We start from the raw sequence: 17,350 nt of genomic DNA, 5'->3' as shown, positions 1-17,350 counted from the left end.
ACCGCCGCTGTCGCCATAGTCGTTGGTCTCGAACCGGAAGGCGACGACGGCGTTCGCGCCCTTGCCCTCTGCCTCGGCCGACAACCGCGAGAGGGCCTCGATGCGGGTCTCGTGCAGCAACTCCGTGATGCCCTTGAGTTCTCCGCCAGCCAAAGCCTTGAACGAGGCGCCGATATTTGCGCCGATGTGCCGTGAACGCACGGTGAGCCCGAAGACCTCGCCGTGCACGGCGGTGATGGTGTGACCGGGGACGTCGTTGGTTGTGACGATCAACATGGCGTCAGTCTGCCAGCGGGGTGAGCCGGGGGGAAGAGCGCGCCCGCGACGGGTCTAGTCCTGGCTTTCGTCAGTCGGCACCGCCCGAACGAACGCGTCGACCTCGTCGGCCGGCATGTCGATTCCGGCCTGGCACAGCCGCTCCTGAAGAACCTCGCGAAGGCGGCGCCGGTTCGCTCGGGGGTGGTCCATGCGCGTCTGCGCGAGAATGCCCGTCACCTCGTCGTGGACGTTCGGGGCGTTCATCGCCATCCTCGGTCGACTCTGGGTGGTCGGGTCTGCGGCATCACGCGCGGCATCCGTCCCGACGTCGCGGCGTAGCCGTCGCCTGAGCGCACGCTCGGCGAGAGGACTCTCCCGGTCATCGTGGAGTTGCGAGACGGGAGGCTGGGTGTCGGGGTTGCCGCTGGCACTGTTTGTGCGGGACGCGAGGGTCTTGTGGGTGGGGTTCGTCATAGCGAGCTCCCTTCCGTGGGTCGGCCCTCAGCATCGCTGCGCACGGCCGTGTGCACCACCCGGTTGACAGAGCGCGGCTGACGCGTTCCGAGGTGTTCTCAGCTGGTGGCCGAGAGCTCCGGCGAGGGCTGCGCCGCAGGTGACACCGTCGACCGGGCCCGCGTGACTCGCCGATCGGAGAGGGCAACATCGTGCGCCTCGCCCACCAGCGTCGTGGAGCCGGATGCCGCGCGGTCGGATGCCGTCCCCACCCAGAGCTCGACCGTGCCGGGCTCGACCCGGCGGATCAGGTCTACTCCGGCGGCTGCGAATCGTCCACTCGGGACGTCGAACGTGACGATCGCGCTCTGTCCGGGTTCCAGCGCGACCCGCTCGAAGCCGATGAGTTGCGCGACCGGCCGCGTCGTCGACCGATACGGGGTGTGGGCGTAGAGCTGAACGACATCCGTGGCCCCGCGCTTCCCGATGTTGGTAACGGTGACGCTGACGCCGAGCTCGCCGCTCGTCGGTGCCGTCTCCGGCGCCGACAGATCGGTGTACTGGAAGCTCGTGTAGCTGAGACCGAACCCGAAAGGGCGAACGGGCGTGCTATTGGCAGTCGTGATCTCGGACGGCCCTCCCAGCAGGGGATGCAGGTAGCTGTAGGGCTGGGCGCCAGCCGACCGCGGCAGGGAGACCGGCAGTCGACCAGACGGCGAGACGTCACCGGCCAGGATGCGTGCCAGGGCGCGTCCACCTTCTTCGCCGGGGAAGAAGGCCTGCACGACAGCGCCGACGGCATCCGGTCCATCCAGTGCCCAGTCCAGGGCGTAGGGGCGCCCGCTCAGCACAACGAGCACCACAGGGGTTCCGGTTGAGGCGATCGCGGCGATGAGCTCCCGCTGGACGCCGGGCAGGTCCAGGCTGGAGACGTCGTTGCCCTCCCCCACCGTCCCGCGACCGAACAGGCCCGCGCTGTCTCCGACCACGACGACGGCGACATCGGCATCCTCGGCATCCGCAACGGCAGCTGCGAATCCGGACCGGTCATCGCCTTCGACGGCACACCCGGCCGAGAAGGTGATGTCGGCGGCCGCGAAGCGCTCACGGATGCCATCGAGGACACTGGGTGCGTCGAACCCGAGCGGGGTCTCTGGATGATGGGCGAGCACGTGGTTCGCGAACGAGTAGCACCCCATCAGTGCTGCATGCCCCGCCGCGTTCGGTCCGCTGACCGCGATCCGCAGACCCGGGGCTGCGCCCAGCGGCAGCAGCGCGTCATTTCGAAGCAGCACCACCGACTCCTCGGCAAGGCGCCGGGCGAGGTCCCGGTGGACGGGGGAGTCGAGGGCGACGGCCGTCGGGGGCGTCTCGAACTGCTCGTCCAGGAGCCCCAGCTCTTCCTTCTGCGAGAGCACGCGCAGGACGGCGCGGTCGACAAGGGCGACAAGCTCCGGATGCTGCACGATCAGCTCGCGAAGCGGTGCCGTGTACGCGTCACCGGTGGGCAGCTCGACATCCACGCCAGCGCGCAGCGCGAGAACGGCAGCCTCACCGCGATCGGCGGCCAGCTGGTGCATCGTGTGGAGGAAGGCGACCGAGAAGTAATCGGCGACGGTCACCCCGTCGAACCCCCAGCGACCGCGCAGCACGTCGGTGAGGTACGCGGGGGTGGCGGCAGCGGGGAGCCCATCGATCTCGGCATAGGAGTTCATGACCGACCGGGCTCCGCCCTCGATGACGGCCATCTCGAACGGTGGAAGGTAGACATCCGCCAGCTCGCGCGGCCCGGCGTGCACGGGCGCGTGGTTTCGTCCCGCCTGCGAACCCGAGTAACCGACGAAGTGCTTGAGTGTCGCGTGCACGCCCTGCGACTGCAGCCCGCGCACGTACGCGGTCCCGAGGACTCCCACGACGTAGGGGTCCTCCGAGATGCACTCATCCACTCGTCCCCAGCGGGGATCCCGAACGACGTCGAGCACCGGGGCGAGCCCCTGATGGATGCCGAGCTCCCGCATCGACCCACCGATCACCGCGGCCATCTCGGCGACCAGGGCCGGGTCGAACGCGGCGCCCCAGGCAAGCGGCGTGGGGAAGGTCGCTGCCTGCCAGGCAGCCAATCCCGTCAGGCACTCCTCGTGGACAATCGCCGGAATCCCCAGGCGCGACAGCTCGCGAAGTCGCTTCTGCTCGCTCCACAGCCACTGCGCCCGCTCGATCGGATCGACGGGCCGAGTGCCATAGACACGGGTGAGGTGACCGATCCCATGAGCCGAGGCATCCGCGTAGAGCGTAGAGGTGGCCATTTCGCCCTGTAACGGAGCGACGATGTCGTCGCCTTGATCGACCCAGAATCCGACGAGCTGCGCGAGCTTCTCGTCGAGGGTCATCTCGCCGTGAAGCGATCGCACACGATCGCTGACGGGGGGAGTGGGTTCATCGAGCACGAGCACAGTTCCTTCGGTCAAGCGGGTACCGCGGCCGCGGTACCCGGGCGGGGTCAGCCCTTCACGGCTCCAGTGAGACCGCCGACGATGCGGCGTTCGAAGAGGCTGAAGAACACAAGCGCGGGAATCATCGACAGAGACGTGAAGGCGAGGACCTTCGCGGTGTCCACCGAGTATTGCGAGGAGAAGGATTGGACGCCTAGCGGCAGCGTGAACTGCGCCTCATTGTTGAGGATGAACAGCGGCAGCAGATACGCATTCCAGCTCCCGATGAACGCGAGGATGCCGACGGTGATCACCCCGGGCACTGCGAGCGGGATGATCATCCGCCAGAAGAACGACAGCCGTCCGCATCCGTCGATGTAGGCAGCTTCCTGGATCTCGTCCGGGATCGCGCGCAGGAACGGCACGAGGATGATGACGGTCGTCGGGAGCGCGAACGCAATCTGCGGCAGGATGACGCCGGGGAGAGTGTTCATGAGGCCGAGTGTGCGCACCACGATGTATAGCGGGGTGATGGCGACGGTGATCGGGAACATCAGTCCTGCGGCGAAGAGGGCGTAGAGCGCTCCGCGTCCCCGGAAGGAGTACCTTGCGATCACATAGCTGGCCGCCAGACCCATCGCGACCGCTCCGATCGTCGTCGCGAGGGCGACGATGGTCGAATTGAGGACTTGACCCCAGAAGCGACCGCTCGTGGCGACGTCGATGTAGTTCTCGAGCACCCAGGGGCTCGGGAATCCCGCCGGGTCGACCGTGATCTGGGAGTTAGACCGGAAGCCGCCCAGGATGATGTAGATGACGGGGCCGAGCATCAGGGCGATGACGACCAGGGCGACGAAGTAGACGGTGGGTGAGCCCCAGGGGAGCGGGCTGCGCGTGCGCTGACGGGAGCGGCGTGCCGTGCGGGTCATGGTGCTCATCCGGCACCCCTCTCGGTGATCGCTCCGGCCGTATCGCGCCGCAGCACAAAGCGCTGGTATACGAGGGCCACCACGAGCGAGATCAGGAAGATGACGACGGCAACAGCGTTGCCGTAGCCGAAGTTGCCGGCGTTGCGGCCCGTGGCGACCATGTAGATCGCCATCGTGTTGGTGCCGGCGACAGAGGACACGTACTGGCCCCAGATGATGTAGACGAGGTCGAACAGCTGCAGTGCGCCGATGATCGAGAGGAACGCCCAAATGCGCAGGGTCGGTCCGAGCAGGGGCAGCGCGATCCTTCGCTGGATCTGCCAGTATGACGCGCCGTCGATCGCCGCAGCCTCGTACAGCTCCTCGGGGATGCCCTGGAGCCCGGCGAGGAACAGGATGACGGCGAAGCCGACATATTTCCAGGTCAGGATCCCCATGAGGGTCCAGATGGCGATCTGTGGGTCGGAGAGCCAGTCTTGGGTGAGGAATCCGAGCCCGAGCTTGTCGAGGAACCCGTTGGCTGCGCCGTTGGTCGCGAGCATGAGGCTGAAACCCGTGCCGACGACGACCTCGGCGATCACATACGGGACGAAGATCAGTACGCGGATGACTGACTGTCCGCGCATCCGGCGGTTCAACAGCAGAGCGAGCAGAATCGCGATGGGACCCTGCATGACCAGCGATGCCACGACGATGAAGCCGTTGTGGTAGAGCGCCTGCTGGAAGTTCGGGTCGCTGAAGATGACGAAGTAGTTCTGCAGGCCGACGAAATCCGTCGCCGGGCCGTAGCCCGACCAGCGGAAGAACCCATAGTAGGCGGCCATGATCACGGGCAGCAGCACGAACCCCAGGAAGAAGATCACGGCGGGGCCCGCCAGGATCAGGACCTCGAGTCGACCCGACCAGCCGAGGCCCCGTCGCCTGCGCGGCGTTGACGGGGGCGGCGTCTGGACGCCGCCCCCGTCGTGCTGCGCGAGATCGGAAGCGTCCTCAGCGGAGGACATCTCGCGAATTGACATGCTCAGCCCTGCGCGCCCGCCGTGTTGATGGTGGCCACGAAGTCCTCCGGCGTGGTTCCGCCGGCGAGCAGGTCGACGACCGCCACGTTCAGGGCGCTCCCGACGTTCTGGCCCAGGACCGTGTCGAGCCACTGCGAGACGAATGGGGCGTTGTTGTACGCCTCGAGGATCTGCTGCAGGTACGGCTCGGTGACCGCCTCCTGTGCGACGGTGTTCACCGGCGGCGACTGGAAGGCTTCGTAGTACGCGATCTGCTGGTCGGCGCTGGCAACGAAGTTCAGGAAGTCGGCGCATTCAGCGGGAGCCTGGGCGGAGCACGAGTATCCGTCGACGCCACCCATCATGGAGCCTGGCTCACCGTCTCCGCCGGAGATCTCCGGGAAGGGGAACCACGCGAGGTCAGGCAGTGGCTGCTCGTCGGGGGTGAGGGAGGCGATCACGCCCGGGTCCCACGCACCCATGAGTTCCATAGCCGCCTGCCGGTTGGCGATCAGGCCGGCCGAGCTTCCCGCGCCCTGCTGGGCGGGAGTGGTGAGGAAGCCCTCGTTGAAGGGGTTGATCGAGTTGAAGTCGGCAAGGTCCTCCGCTGCGCGCAGCCAGCACTCGTCAGAGAAGTCCTTCGAATCCCCCGTCGCCTCGATGACGGCCGGGCTGCACTCGCGCAACGCGAAGAAGTAGTACCAGTGCGCGGCAGGCCACGCATCCTTTGCTCCAAGTGCGATCGGGGCGATCCCGGTCGCCTTGAGTGCCTCGACAGCGGACTCGAGGTCTCCGATCGTCTCGGGTGTGCCGGTGATGCCCGCGTTGTCGAACGCGTCTTGGCTGTAGAAGAAGCCGCCGGGCAGCACCGAGAGAGGCATCGCCCAGACCTTGTCCTGGTAGGTCTCCGCGGCGAATGACCCCTCGGGGATCTCGCTCCTGATCTCATCGGAGATCAGGCCGGTCAGATCCATCAGCTGGCCGGCGTTGACCATAGCGGTCATCTTGCCGCCGCCTCGCTGCAGGAAGATGTCCGGCGGATCTCCCGCGTTCAGTGCGGTCTGTAGCTTGCCGTCCATGTCTTCGTTCTGCACGGACTGCATCTCGATCGTGACGCCCGGGTTGGCTTCTTCGAACGCTGCGATCGCGTCTATCCAGAATTGCTGTCCCGGACCGGTCGTGGAGTTCTGCCACAGCGACATCGTGACGGTTCCGTCGTCGGACTCGCCGCCGGAGCCACTGCATCCGCTGAGCGCGAGTGCGCCGACGGCCAAAGCGGCCGACGCTGTGAGTACTTTGCTGTACTTCATGTGATTCTCACCTGTTCTCTTCATTGAGGAGCGGCTCGTTCGTCGAGCCGCCGCTGCGTGGACACGGTGCATGTGGGCGAGCGTCCGTGTCTCGCGGCCCGTGGGGGGCGACGTGGGAACATTGTCGCCAGGTCGGTCAAGACATGTCAAACGTTTTCGAAAACCTTTTCAACATCCGCTAGGGTGACCATTCATGGCGAGACGTCCGACGATCACCGATATCGCAACCGCGGCGGGAGTGTCGGTGGCCACCGTCTCTAAGGCCGTCAACGGGCGTTACGGGGTGGCACCCGAGACCGTCGAGAAGGTCATGCGGGTGGTCGCCGAGATGGGTTACGAATCGAGTCTCGTTGCCAGCCGGATGCGCGGTGTGCGCACGGGTGTCGTCGGTGTTCTGGTCGCCGAGTTCGAGCCGTTCAGCGCCGAAGTCCTCAAGGGCGTGGGGGCTGCTGCGGAGTCACTAGAGCTCGACGTGCTCGCCTACAGCACAGCGCGGCGTGTACACGGAGCCGGATGGGAGAACACGTCGCTCGCGCGACTGGCGGGGAGCCTCATCGATGGTGCGATCATCGTGACACCCACCGTGGAGTCGATCGTCGCCGACATCCCGGTCGTCGCTATCGACCCACACGTTGGTCCGGGTGATGGCGTGCCGACCGTCGAGGCGGACAGCTTTGGCGGAGCTGTCTCGGCAGTCAAGTACCTGATCGAACTCGGGCACCGCCGCATCGGGTTCGTCGCCGGGCGACCAGACCTGCGCTCCTCGCGCGCCCGAGACGCTGGGTATCGCCGCGCGTTGGCCGATGCGGGGATCCCCTACGACGCCGACGTCGTGCGTGTCGGCTTCTATGAGCAGGATGCTGCGCGCACCGCTGCTCTGTCGCTGCTGGAGTCACCACGTCGCCCGACCGCCGTCTTCGCCGCCAACGACCTGTCGGCCATCGGCATCATCGAGGTCGCGCGGGAGATCGGGCTGGAGGTCCCGCGCGATCTGTCGGTGATCGGTTTCGACGACGTGCTGGAAGCGTCGCGGATGTCGCCGCCGCTGACCACCGTTCGTCAGCCCATGCGGCGCCTGGGAGCGGCGGCCATGTCGCTGTTGACGACTCTCATGAACGGCGAAGAACCGCCCGAGCGCCATGTCCGACTTGCTACGCAGCTCATCCCTCGCGCAACGACCGCCCCGCCGAGGTCGTCAGTAGAGCGGTAGTGCGACGAGCACGACGACTCCCAGCGCCCCGATGAGCGTCACGACCACCGCCAGCGTCATCAGGAGTGCGCCGTCAGGAACGAGGGTGTGATCCTGTGCCGCTACAGTCGCGAACGACACGCTCTCGTAGCGGCGGCGGGACCATGCCCACAGAACCACCGAGAAGATCACTCCGAGGATGCCGGGCACGATCCACCATCCGCTTCCCAGGGCAGCGGGCAACAGTCGCATCGCGACGACAGATCCGACCGCGATGCTCAGCGCGGTCCGCCGCCGGGCCAGTTCAGTCCGCTCGGGTTGCAGTCCTCGGTCGAAGAGGTCGCCGCTCACGCGTACCGCCTCAGGCGAAGAGGATCGCCAGCAGGATGAGTGCTGCCGATACCGTCACGGCAACGCCCGTGACGGCGCCCAGAAGCGAGCCGGGCAGGGGCGTACCCAGTCTCAGCGCCCGCTCGCTGCTTTGCCATCCGAGCCAAGCCAAAACGGGGGTGATCATGCCCACGACGATGAGCACGAGGCTCGCTGCCAACCGCAGGCCCGGGTGCAGGGCCAACCCGAGCACCTCGAGGGCGACGCCGCCCGCGATCAGCGCAAGCGCCGTGCGGATCCAGGCAAGGAATGTTCGTTCATTGGCTAGCGTGAATCGGACATCCGGCTCGGAGCCATGGCGGTAGACGGACTGCGGAAACCGCGATCTCATCGGTCCTCCCTGCTCGCTGACGAGTCACCACCCTAGCGCTCGATGAGGATCCCTCAGCCGCTGAGCGCGGCGCGAAGGTGCTCGATCGACTCATCCCAGCCCGGATCACCCGTCCCTGCCCAGTCTGCCGCCAGCTCGCTGCCGGGCCCGCAGGCGGCGACCAAAGCGGCGATCGCGAGAGCGACGGTGTCTTCGGTCGGGCGGCCCACGCGCGCGATGAACGAGTCGACTTCCTCGGTGTACGCGTCCCGCTGCGTCGCATGCCCGAGACCGTGCGCGACGACTTCGGCTGCGGCGACGGCGATGATCGCCGTGTCGTGATCGATCTCCTCGCCGTCCTCCAGGGCCTCCGTCAACGCTTCGTCGACGAAGCTCCAGTCCGACTCGTCTTCGAGTTCCCATGCCCAGTCAGCCGCGATATCGTTGCCGAACGGCTCACCACTCCACGCACCCATGGCCGGCACGATATTCGTGGCGGATGAACGGATGCCCCTCGTCGGGTGGCCCGGGTATGACCCCCGGGCAAAGGCTCGTGACGTCCCCTTCCTGCACGATTCCGGGGTCGCAGCCGGTGGTCAGGAGCTCATGCCGCTGGAGAGCTCGGGTGGTTCCGTGTCAGCGATCGGAAGAGTGATCTGCGCGCACGTGCCCGCCGGCTCTGCGCGAGCCAACTCAATCCGGCCGTCCATGGCCGACAGCAGCTCCTTGACGATCGCGAGGCCGAGACCTGTCCCCGGCACCCCGCGGCTCGTGCTCGAGGAGCTTCGATAGAACCGATCGAAGATGTGAGTCAGGTCCTCCTCGGCGATACCCTCGCCCTGGTCCGAGACCGTGACGACCACCTGATGCTCGGTACGGTACGCAACGATCGATATCGTCCCGCGATCCGGCGAGAACTTGATCGCGTTGGTGAGGATGTTGGTGAAAACGCGCGTCAGGTCGATCTCCCGGCCGTGAACGGGCAGATCTGCCTCGATCTCAGCGGCAACCCGAAGGTGACGTTGCTGGATACTGTGCTTCGCGTCTTCGACGCTGCGCTGCAGCGCGAGCCCTGCATCCGTGACGGGCAGAGCGTCAGCTGTCGCAGGCCCTCGGCTGAGCTTTGAGACCAGCAGCACATCGTCGATCACGCCGCGCAGCCGCGTCGCGTTTCGGAGGATCACGTCGACCTGTTCGCGTACGTTCGGGTCGTCGGTCGTGTCGCTGAGCTCTTCGGCGAATCCGAGGATCGATGTGATCGGGGTCCTCAACTCGTGCGTGACACTCGCGACGAAGTCGACCTTCTGCTGTGTGAGGGCCTGGAACGTTCGGCTCACCTGGCGTTCGCGCTCCAACCGCCACTCCATCTCGAGCTCCGCTTCACGAAGCGGCCGCAGGTCCTGCACCGAGACGAGGAGCACGCGGTTCAAGCCCGAGCGGTTTACGGCATCGATCGTAATGGTGGCCGGCGGGTTTCCCGTCGCGACCTCCTCCCAGTCCACGGTCACCGACACGTCGTAGGTGGCCTCGGCAAGCGACGGTCGCAGGAGCGCATCCTCGCGAAGGCGCCAGCGCCCCGTATCCGCGCGTTCGAACTCGCTGCGCAGCAGGACGACCGCCGAGGCGTTGACTTCCAGAACGGAGTACTTGCCTGGGCTGTCCTCTTGGAGGATCGCGAACCCGCTCTTGGACTGCCGGAACGCGTCGTGAAGCAGGTGCGATACCGCCATCTGTCTGTTCTCGAGTGCGCGTCTGTCGTTCTGCGAAGCCGAGATCGCGAGAGTGGTCGCGCCGAGGCAGATCGTGAAGACCTGGAGCGCCGTCGCTGTCGGAAGCTCTGAGCTGGCGGCGGCGTACGCTCCCCCGCCGATGACGGTCAGCTCCGCGGCTGTGCCAACGACCGCGAGAAGCTGCACGGCGACGAAGAACATGGGTTCGGCAACCGCTGCCCACGCCATGAGCGGCATGGCGAGGATCGGAAGGGCGACAGGTGTGCCGGGGAAGAATGCGATAGCCGTGGCGGCGAGCATGGCCACGGTGAGGACGACGCTGCGCCACCAGCGTGCGGATGCTGCGCGCGGGATGGCGATGAGCCCGAGCGGCGCGATCAGCACCATCGCCGAGAGATGCGACGCGCCGATCGTCCAGAAGGCGTCCACGAAGTTGCCGCCGCTGAACTCGCGGGCGACTCCCACGAACGCGCCGACGATGGCTGCTCCGCTGATTGCCCCGATGGCGAAACGACCGACATCCATCAGTGTTGTCAGCCGGGGTCGATCCTGTTCGCGCGAGACCGCTGTCGCAACCACCCACACTTCGACTGCGACCCCCAGTGACCCCAGAACGACCACCAAGAGCGGGCGGTCGGCAACCGCGGAGCCTAGGCCCGAGGCCAAACCCACCGCGATCACGGTGAGCCAGCGCCACCGGAGCGGCGATGCTGCCGCCGCGACTGCACCGACAGCCGCCGACGGCCACCACCACGCGAGGTTCATCTCGCCACGCTGTTCGAGAGCGAAGACGATGGCGAGCGCCCCGCTCAGCGCGACCAGCCCGAAGACGAGGGCTGCGCGCCAGAGGGGCGAGGCTTGACCGATGGTCGCCGCCACGCTTGGTCGCGTCATTCCGATCCCTTCTGACCTGCCCACCCCTTCGGACTAGCATGGCTCACAGCAAGGCCTTTCGCAGGTCTGGAGCAGTCTTTTGCGGAACGGAGGGTCGCGTGGCACGCATCATCGTCATTGATGACGACGCGGACATCGTCCGACTCGTCGCGATCAGGCTTGCGCGCGCAGGACACGATGTCGACGAGTATTACGACGGAACCGCTGGACTCGGGGCGATCCAGGCCTCGAAACCGGACCTCGCGGTTGTCGATTGGATGATGCCAGGTCTTGACGGCATCGCCGTAGCCCAGGCGGTTCGGTCAGATGACTCGCTCGCGACCCTGCCGCTGCTGCTTCTCACCGCCCGCTCCGACCCCGCCGAGCACGAGTACGCCCGCGGGCAAGGCTTTTCTGCCGTCGTGACCAAGCCCTTCACCAAGGTTGAGTTGCTCAGTGCGGTTAGTGCGCTGCTTCCGCCGGACGAGGACGATCCGAAAGCGGGCTGAGCGGATCTGCCAACAGGGCAGCAAAGGCTGCCTCGGCTGCGCCGATCAAGAGCCGGTCATCGGCGAGAACTGCGGCGCGGATGTCGACGTCTTCGGCGTTCGCGGGCATCGACTGCGCGCGAACGAGCTCGGTGAGCTGATCGGCTGCTCCCTCAGCGAGCATCGCCAGGAAGCCGCCGAGCACGATCGCGCGAGGGTTCAGGACGTTGACGGCGTTCGCTAGGGCTATCGCCAGGACCCTCCGTTGCCTGTCCGTTTCGGCTGCGACGGCGGGCTCATCGGATGTCGACAGCGCTGCCGCCAGCGTCGGGTCGTCAGCGCTTGTCAGGCCGACTGCCCGCAGGAGTCGCGAGCGACTGACCTCGTCTTCCAGGACGCCGTCGGGAGCTTGTTGATCGGTCGCGGCGGCGATGCCGGGGCGGTTCTGACCGAACTCGCCGGCGTAGCCCGACACGCCGCGCACCGGCATCCCGTGGACGATGAGACCGCCGCCGATACCGCTCGCGCCGCCGTTGAGGTAGACGACGTGATCGAGTCCGCGCGCCGCGCCGTACAGATGCTCGGCGATCGCCCCGAGCGTTGCGTCGTTGTCGACGGCTGTCGCCAGACCCGTCGCCTGGGCAACGAGTTCGCGGATCGGCGCATCGTGCCACTCGAGGTGTGGTGCGGTACGCACCAGTCCGTCGCGGGCGCGCACCAGCCCCGGAACGGCGACTCCGACTCCCACGATGTGGTGATCTGCGAGCTCCGTCTTCCGCCAGCTGGCGATCGTGTCGGCCACGAGGGTGGCGGTCTCGACAGGAGTGATGAGCTCGGAGCGCTCGATTCGAAGGCGAGCGGCTATCGACTGGTCGAGGGCGACTGCCGCGATCGTCACGGCATCTACCTCGGGGTTGACCGCTATCGCGACGACCCGTGGGTCGGCGGCGACGATGGGCGACGGTCGCCCGACACGCCGGGAAGGGTCGGGGGCGGTCTCGGTCACCAGGCCTGCTGTGCACAGTTCGGCCACGAGGTCGGCGATCGTGGACCGGTTGAGCCCGGTAGCGAGAGTCAACGCTGCCCGTGACCGGGGCCCCTCGAGATGGACCTGCCCGAGGATGCGTGCGAGATTGCGGGTTCTCACGCTGTCGTTTCCCGGCTCGAGCATGCGTTCACTGTAGGGGATAGCGGCAGCATCCGTCGTGGTATAGGTTGTTGCTCGCAACAATTATCCGTGTGCCTCGTGCAAAGGAGCAGTCATGCCCACCCCCACCCCCGCCGACAAGTTCTCCTTCGGCCTCTGGACCATCGGCTACAACGGGGCAGATCCGTTCGGTGGACCCACTCGGCCGGCGCTTGACGTCGTCCACGCCGTCGAGAAGCTCGCCGAGCTCGGGGCCTACGGCCTGACCTTCCACGACGACGACCTCTTCGCCTTCGGGTCCACGGATGCCGAACGCCAGACCCAGATCGACCGCCTCAAAGGCGCGCTGGCCGACACCGGTCTGATCATCCCCATGGTCACCACGAACCTCTTCTCGGCGCCCGTCTTCAAGGACGGTGGCTTCACCTCCAACGACCGTCAGGTGCGCCGATTCGCCCTGCGCAAGGTGCTGCGCAACCTCGACCTCGCCGCCGAGCTCGGCGCGAAGACCTTCGTCATGTGGGGCGGACGGGAAGGCGCCGAGTACGACGCCGCGAAAGACATCCGTGCCGCCCTCGAGCGCTACCGCGAGGCGGTGAACCTGCTCGGCGACTACGTCACCGACAAGGGTTACGACATCCGCTTCGCCATCGAGCCCAAGCCCAACGAGCCGCGCGGCGACATCCTGCTGCCCACCGTCGGTCACGCCCTCGCCTTCATCGAGTCGCTCGAGCGTCCGGAGCTGGTGGGCCTCAACCCCGAGGTCGGCCACGAGCAGATGGCGGGCCTGAACTTCGCCGCCGGTATCGCTCAGGCGCTGTACCACGGCAAGCTCTATCACATCGATCTCAACGGCCAGCGGGGCATCAAGTACGACCAGGATCTCGTGTTCGGCCACGGCGACCTGCACAACGCCTTCGCCCTGGTGGACCTGCTGGAGAACGGCGGCCCGAACGGCGGACCCGCTTACGAGGGGCCCCGCCACTTCGACTACAAGCCCAGCCGCACCGAGGACGAGACCGGGGTCTGGGACTCCGCCGCCGCCAACATGCGTACCTACCTCCTGCTCAAGGAGCGGGCGCAGGCATTCCGGGCCGACCCAGAGGTGCAGGAGGCGCTCGCCGCATCCCGCGTGCCCGAGCTGTCGGTGACGACCCTCGGCGAGGGCGAGTCCTACGACGATCTGCTCGCAGACCGGTCGGCCTACGAGGACTTCGACCCGGCGCAGTACTTCGGAGGCAAGGGCTTCGGTTTCGTGCGGCTCCAGCAGCTGGCCACCGAGCACCTCATGGGTGCACGCTGACCCGATGACACTGGTGATGGGCGTCGACTCGTCGACGCAGTCGTGCAAGGTTGTCATCACGGATGCCGAGAGCGGGGTGGTGGTCCGCGAGGGGCGGGCGCCACATCCGCCCGGCACCGAGGTCGACCCCCAGGCGTGGTGGGAAGCGCTGCAGAGCGCTATCGCGCAGGCCGGCGGGCTCGAGGATGTCGCTGCGTGGTCGATCGGTGGCCAGCAGCACGGCATGGTTGTGCTGGATGCCGATGGCCGCGTCATCCGGCCCGCACTGCTGTGGAACGACACCCGTTCCGCTGCTGCCGCGACCGACCTCATCGCCCAGTTCGGTGCTGCCGAGCTGGCCGAGCGAACGGGTCTCGTTCCGGTAGCCTCCTTCACCCTCACCAAGCTCCGGTGGTTGCGTGATCATGAGCCGCGCGCCGCGGCACTGGTTGCTGCAGTGGCGCTTCCGCACGACTGGCTCACGTGGCGTCTGCGCGGCTACGGTCCCGTTGACGAGTCCTCGCTCGGCCCCGTCCTCGATGAGCTTGTCACCGACCGCTCGGATGCCTCGGGAACGGGGTACTGGAGCCCCGACGCGTGGGCGCCTGGCGTGGACGGGTACGACCGGGAGTTGCTGCACGAGGGCCTGGGTCACGATGCTGTGTTGCCGCGGGTGCTGGGCCCGCGTGAGTGGGTGAGTGATGAGGCAGGCAGGCGCGTGGCTCCCGGTGCCGGCGACAACGCTGGCGCCGCACTCGGGGTCGGTGCCGGCACCGGTGACGTGGTGGTCTCGATCGGTACCAGCGGCACGGTCTTCGCCGTCAGTGAGCGGCGCACGATCGACTCTTCCGGCACGGTGGCAGGCTTCGCCGACGCCGACGGCCATTTCCTCCCGCTGGTCGCAACCCTCAACGCGGCGCGGGTTCTCGACGCCGTCGCTGGCCTCCTCGGCGTCGACCACGACGGTCTGAGCGAGCTCGCCCTGGCTGCCCCACCCGGCGCCGGGGGTCTCGTCTTGGTGCCGTACTTCGAGGGTGAGCGCACGCCGAACCTGCCCGATGCGACAGCTGCCCTCACCGGCATGACTCTTGCCTCCACGACGCGAGAGAATCTGGCCCGCGCTGCCGTGGAAGGGATGCTGTCCGGGCTCAGTGCAGGACTGGATGCCCTGCGCGCGCTGGGTGTGCCCCTGCGCCGTGCACTCCTCATCGGCGGCGGAGCGCAATCCGCCGCCGTCCGCGAGGTGGCGCCCCTGGTGTTCGGGATACCCGTGGAGGTACCGGCGCCCGGTGAGTACGTGGCTCTGGGAGCTGCAGCTCAGGCAGCCGGGGTGCTCTCGGCCTGAGATGCCTCACCGGTGCGGTGCAGCACGCGCAGCACCGGTGAGGATGCTGCCAACAGCAGTCCCGGGATGAGGAAGGCGGGTCCTAGCGCCGCGCCCGATGCCAGTAGCCCCAGGGCCACAGCGCCGATGATCGCGCCGCCGTAGTTGAAGAGGTTCACGCGCGCAATGACCTCGTCGCTGCGGGATGGAAGGAGCTCACCGGCGCGGCTGAAGGCGATCGGGACGAGTGCTCCCGCTGCTGCCCCCATGGCGGTGAAGCCGATGACCGCACCCGGGAGGGTGGGAAACAGCGCGACAATAAGCGCGCCGGCGGTTCCCAGGATGACTGCCCCGATGCCCACGCGCGTGCGTCCGATGCGCCGCACGAGCGGGTCGGTGGCAAGGCGCACCACCAGGACGGCAAGCAGATACCCGCCGTAGCCGAGCGGTGTCAGCCCCGGAGCCACCTGCAATCCATCGGCCAGGTAGAGCGTGCTCCAACTGGAGACAGCCGAGTCGACGATGAAGGCTGCGAACACGAGGGTTCCCACTGCCCAGATCGCCCGGCGGGGCAGCGGCGTGCGCGTGGCGTGATCGTCGTGCACGCGGTGCGCAGCCCGCTCGGGGTGGAAAGCGCGGATGCCCCACAGTGCGACTGCAGCCTGCGCCACAGCGGCGATGATCAGGGTCGTCATCGGGGGAAGACCCCCGGCGAGGATCGCTGAGGTCGCCAGCGTGGCCACGATTGCTGCTGTCGTGTATGCCGCATACAGGCGCCCGAAGATCGGGAACTTCGACGTGCGCTGGCTGAGGGCACCTTGCATGTTGGATGCTGCATCCACCGCACCCAGTCCCACGCCGTACACCCCCACCGCCGCTGCCAGCAGGGGAAGGGAATCGCTCACGCTGACCAGCACGAGGGCAGCAGCCTGCGCGAGCAGACCGGTGGCCAGAGCCTGCCGGCTTCCCCAGCGCACGGCGATGAGGTCAGCCAGCACCGACCCCGCTGCTGCCGCGATCGCGGTGCTCAGCAGGAGGATCGACACCATGGTGTCATCGATGCCGACCCGGTGTTTGAGGGCAGGCAGTGCCGTGACGACGGTGGCGTACCCGAGGCCCTGCGCGCCGTAGGCGGCGAAGACCGCGGCCCGCCGCACCCCACTCATGCGGCGCCCTCGGCGAGGATGACGCGGAACGCCTCGTCAGCCACGTCCAGGGTGCGGGCGATGTCGGACTCGGTGAGTGCCGCGTTGATGAAGTGGTTGTGGTGCGAGGTGAGAAAGACGCCGCGACGCACGCACTCGGCGATCCAGCGCTGGTGGAGCATGAGCGAGGGATCGTCGGCAAGTCGGAGGTAGAACAGGGCGGGCTCTCCCGAGGCGACAAGAGTCAGGTCGTGGGAGGCTGCGACATCCACCAGGCCGGTCGTAAGAAAGGTCCCGAGCTCGCGGAACAGGCGCGGGGCGTCCAGCGTCTTGAGCTTGCTGATCGTGGCGATTCCCGCCGCGAACGGCACCGCGCTCATCCAGTAGCTGCCGGTGTAGGTGATGCTGCTCACCGCCTCCTTCAGACTGTCTTTGCCGCACAGCGCCGAGACGTTGTAGCCATTGGCGATGGCCTTGCAGAAACAGATGAGGTCAGCCTCGAAACCATAGAAGTGGTCGCTCCCGGCAAGGTCGAGCCGCCAGCCCGCGCGCACGTCGTCGCAGATAAGGACTACCCCGAACTCGTCGCACAGTGCCCGCACCTGCCGCCAGTATCCCTGGGCGGGCAGCTCGTTGTCGAAGAAGTTGCCGTGCTTGTAGGGCTGGGCGATGAGGGCGGCGATCTCGCCGCGGTGCTCGGTGAACACGCGGCGCATCGCGGCGACGTCGTTCCACGGCACCTCGATGTTGCCCTGCACGTCGGTGTCGAGCACGCCAGGGTAGTCGAGCTTCTGCGTCCACGGTGCGACGCCGTGGTAGTAGCCCTCGATGAACACGATGCGCCGCCGGCCGGTCGCCGCCCGCGCGGTCATGATCGCGAGGGTCGTGGCGTCTCCGCCGTTCTTGGCGAAAAATGCCCAGTCTGCCGAGGCGACGGTGTCGACGAGCAGTTCGGCGAAGTCGACCATGATCGAGGAGGGAATCGAGACGACATCCTCCTTCGCGGCCTGCGCCCGAGCTGCGGCGGCGACATCAGGATCGCCATAGCCGAGGACATTGGGGCCGTAGCCGCACATGTAGTCGATGAACTCG

At 67.2% G+C, this 17,350-nt stretch carries 17 protein-coding genes; 4 read left to right on the top strand and 13 right to left on the bottom strand.

Going from position 1 to position 17,350, the window contains the following annotated elements; genetic code table 11:
* The 6 genes from Q1V87_RS12085 to Q1V87_RS12060 all read right to left on the bottom strand — a co-directional run.
* The coding region (locus Q1V87_RS12085) for a YbjQ family protein (RefSeq protein WP_300593150.1) at positions 1-276 on the bottom strand (276 nt) is incomplete at its 3' end.
* 54 nt (positions 277-330) lie between these two features.
* Positions 331-732, bottom strand: coding sequence for a hypothetical protein (locus Q1V87_RS12080; protein ID WP_300593147.1), 402 nt, complete (start codon positions 730-732; stop codon positions 331-333).
* A 98-nt stretch (positions 733-830) separates the two neighbouring features.
* A complete protein-coding gene (locus Q1V87_RS12075; RefSeq protein ID WP_300593156.1) occupies positions 831-3,101 on the bottom strand; it encodes a glycoside hydrolase family 3 N-terminal domain-containing protein in 2,271 nt (756 codons plus the stop codon).
* Between the two features lie 110 nt (positions 3,102-3,211).
* On the bottom strand, positions 3,212-4,072 hold the full coding sequence (locus Q1V87_RS12070) for a carbohydrate ABC transporter permease (RefSeq protein WP_300593153.1): 861 nt from the start codon (positions 4,070-4,072) through the stop codon (positions 3,212-3,214).
* A 5-nt stretch (positions 4,073-4,077) separates the two neighbouring features.
* On the bottom strand, positions 4,078-5,091 hold the full coding sequence (locus tag Q1V87_RS12065) for a carbohydrate ABC transporter permease (protein WP_300593144.1): 1,014 nt from the start codon (positions 5,089-5,091) through the stop codon (positions 4,078-4,080).
* A gap of 2 nt (positions 5,092-5,093) precedes the next feature.
* Complete coding sequence (locus tag Q1V87_RS12060) at positions 5,094-6,380, bottom strand: extracellular solute-binding protein (RefSeq protein WP_300593141.1); 1,287 nt, start codon at positions 6,378-6,380, stop codon at positions 5,094-5,096.
* A gap of 193 nt (positions 6,381-6,573) precedes the next feature.
* On the opposite strand from Q1V87_RS12060, the gene Q1V87_RS12055 reads away from it, so the two are divergent.
* A complete protein-coding gene (locus tag Q1V87_RS12055) occupies positions 6,574-7,590 on the top strand; it encodes a LacI family DNA-binding transcriptional regulator (protein WP_300593138.1) in 1,017 nt (338 codons plus the stop codon).
* Here the strand turns inward: Q1V87_RS12055 and Q1V87_RS12050 are convergent.
* The 4 genes from Q1V87_RS12050 to Q1V87_RS12035 form a co-directional block, all read right to left on the bottom strand.
* Positions 7,576-7,920 (bottom strand): DUF202 domain-containing protein, encoded by a 345-nt coding sequence (locus Q1V87_RS12050; protein WP_300593136.1) that lies wholly within the window; start codon positions 7,918-7,920, stop codon positions 7,576-7,578. The genes Q1V87_RS12055 and Q1V87_RS12050 overlap by 15 nt on opposite strands.
* A gap of 10 nt (positions 7,921-7,930) precedes the next feature.
* Complete coding sequence (locus Q1V87_RS12045; protein WP_300593133.1) at positions 7,931-8,290, bottom strand: DUF202 domain-containing protein; 360 nt, start codon at positions 8,288-8,290, stop codon at positions 7,931-7,933.
* Positions 8,291-8,343: 53 nt separating this feature from the next.
* On the bottom strand, positions 8,344-8,745 hold the full coding sequence (locus Q1V87_RS12040; protein WP_300593130.1) for a DUF4259 domain-containing protein: 402 nt from the start codon (positions 8,743-8,745) through the stop codon (positions 8,344-8,346).
* 120 nt (positions 8,746-8,865) lie between these two features.
* Positions 8,866-10,893, bottom strand: a complete 2,028-nt coding sequence (locus Q1V87_RS12035; RefSeq protein WP_300593127.1) for an ATP-binding protein — start codon at positions 10,891-10,893, stop codon at positions 8,866-8,868.
* Positions 10,894-10,991: 98 nt separating this feature from the next.
* Between Q1V87_RS12035 and Q1V87_RS12030 the strand changes: the two genes are divergently transcribed.
* Positions 10,992-11,381 carry a response regulator gene (locus Q1V87_RS12030; RefSeq protein WP_300593124.1) on the top strand — a complete coding sequence of 130 codons (390 nt, stop codon included), beginning with the start codon at positions 10,992-10,994 and terminating at the stop codon, positions 11,379-11,381.
* Here Q1V87_RS12030 and Q1V87_RS12025 read toward each other — a convergent pair.
* Complete coding sequence (locus Q1V87_RS12025; protein ID WP_300593121.1) at positions 11,335-12,531, bottom strand: ROK family transcriptional regulator; 1,197 nt, start codon at positions 12,529-12,531, stop codon at positions 11,335-11,337. The genes Q1V87_RS12030 and Q1V87_RS12025 overlap by 47 nt on opposite strands.
* A 91-nt stretch (positions 12,532-12,622) precedes the next feature.
* Between Q1V87_RS12025 and xylA the strand changes: the two genes are divergently transcribed.
* Positions 12,623-13,810: a xylose isomerase gene (xylA, locus tag Q1V87_RS12020; RefSeq protein ID WP_300593119.1), complete on the top strand. Its 1,188-nt coding sequence runs from the start codon at positions 12,623-12,625 to the stop codon at positions 13,808-13,810.
* A gap of 4 nt (positions 13,811-13,814) precedes the next feature.
* Positions 13,815-15,134 carry an FGGY family carbohydrate kinase gene (locus Q1V87_RS12015; RefSeq protein WP_300593116.1) on the top strand — a complete coding sequence of 440 codons (1,320 nt, stop codon included), beginning with the start codon at positions 13,815-13,817 and terminating at the stop codon, positions 15,132-15,134.
* Here the strand turns inward: Q1V87_RS12015 and Q1V87_RS12010 are convergent.
* Positions 15,107-16,279, bottom strand: coding sequence for an MFS transporter (locus tag Q1V87_RS12010; protein ID WP_300593114.1), 1,173 nt, complete (start codon positions 16,277-16,279; stop codon positions 15,107-15,109). The genes Q1V87_RS12015 and Q1V87_RS12010 overlap by 28 nt on opposite strands.
* On the bottom strand, positions 16,276-17,350 hold a 1,075-nt coding region (locus Q1V87_RS12005; RefSeq protein WP_300593111.1), incomplete at its 5' end, for an aminotransferase class III-fold pyridoxal phosphate-dependent enzyme. The genes Q1V87_RS12010 and Q1V87_RS12005, both read right to left, overlap by 4 nt.

The organism is Microbacterium sp., assembly GCF_030149085.1.
In the GTDB taxonomy this organism is placed as follows: domain Bacteria; phylum Actinomycetota; class Actinomycetes; order Actinomycetales; family Microbacteriaceae; genus Microbacterium.
This window is presented reverse-complemented; position numbering and strand designations above follow the sequence as displayed.

Excerpts from the sequence above, each read along its gene's own strand:
- Q1V87_RS12015 (WP_300593116.1), top strand. The coding sequence starts at position 13,815 with ATGACACTGGTGATGGGCGTCGACTCGTCGACGCAGTCGTGCAAGGTT.
- Q1V87_RS12065 (WP_300593144.1), bottom strand. The coding sequence starts at position 5,091 with ATGTCAATTCGCGAGATGTCCTCCGCTGAGGACGCTTCCGATCTCGCG.
- Q1V87_RS12045 (WP_300593133.1), bottom strand. The coding sequence starts at position 8,290 with ATGAGATCGCGGTTTCCGCAGTCCGTCTACCGCCATGGCTCCGAGCCG.
- Q1V87_RS12070 (WP_300593153.1), bottom strand. The coding sequence starts at position 4,072 with ATGACCCGCACGGCACGCCGCTCCCGTCAGCGCACGCGCAGCCCGCTC.
- Q1V87_RS12035 (WP_300593127.1), bottom strand. The coding sequence starts at position 10,893 with ATGACGCGACCAAGCGTGGCGGCGACCATCGGTCAAGCCTCGCCCCTC.
- Q1V87_RS12075 (WP_300593156.1), bottom strand. The coding sequence starts at position 3,101 with ATGACCCTCGACGAGAAGCTCGCGCAGCTCGTCGGATTCTGGGTCGAT.
- Q1V87_RS12060 (WP_300593141.1), bottom strand. The coding sequence starts at position 6,380 with ATGAAGTACAGCAAAGTACTCACAGCGTCGGCCGCTTTGGCCGTCGGC.
- Q1V87_RS12055 (WP_300593138.1), top strand. The coding sequence starts at position 6,574 with ATGGCGAGACGTCCGACGATCACCGATATCGCAACCGCGGCGGGAGTG.
- Q1V87_RS12010 (WP_300593114.1), bottom strand. The coding sequence starts at position 16,279 with ATGAGTGGGGTGCGGCGGGCCGCGGTCTTCGCCGCCTACGGCGCGCAG.
- xylA (WP_300593119.1), top strand. The coding sequence starts at position 12,623 with ATGCCCACCCCCACCCCCGCCGACAAGTTCTCCTTCGGCCTCTGGACC.
- Q1V87_RS12080 (WP_300593147.1), bottom strand. The coding sequence starts at position 732 with ATGACGAACCCCACCCACAAGACCCTCGCGTCCCGCACAAACAGTGCC.
- Q1V87_RS12025 (WP_300593121.1), bottom strand. The coding sequence starts at position 12,531 with ATGCTCGAGCCGGGAAACGACAGCGTGAGAACCCGCAATCTCGCACGC.
- Q1V87_RS12040 (WP_300593130.1), bottom strand. The coding sequence starts at position 8,745 with ATGGGTGCGTGGAGTGGTGAGCCGTTCGGCAACGATATCGCGGCTGAC.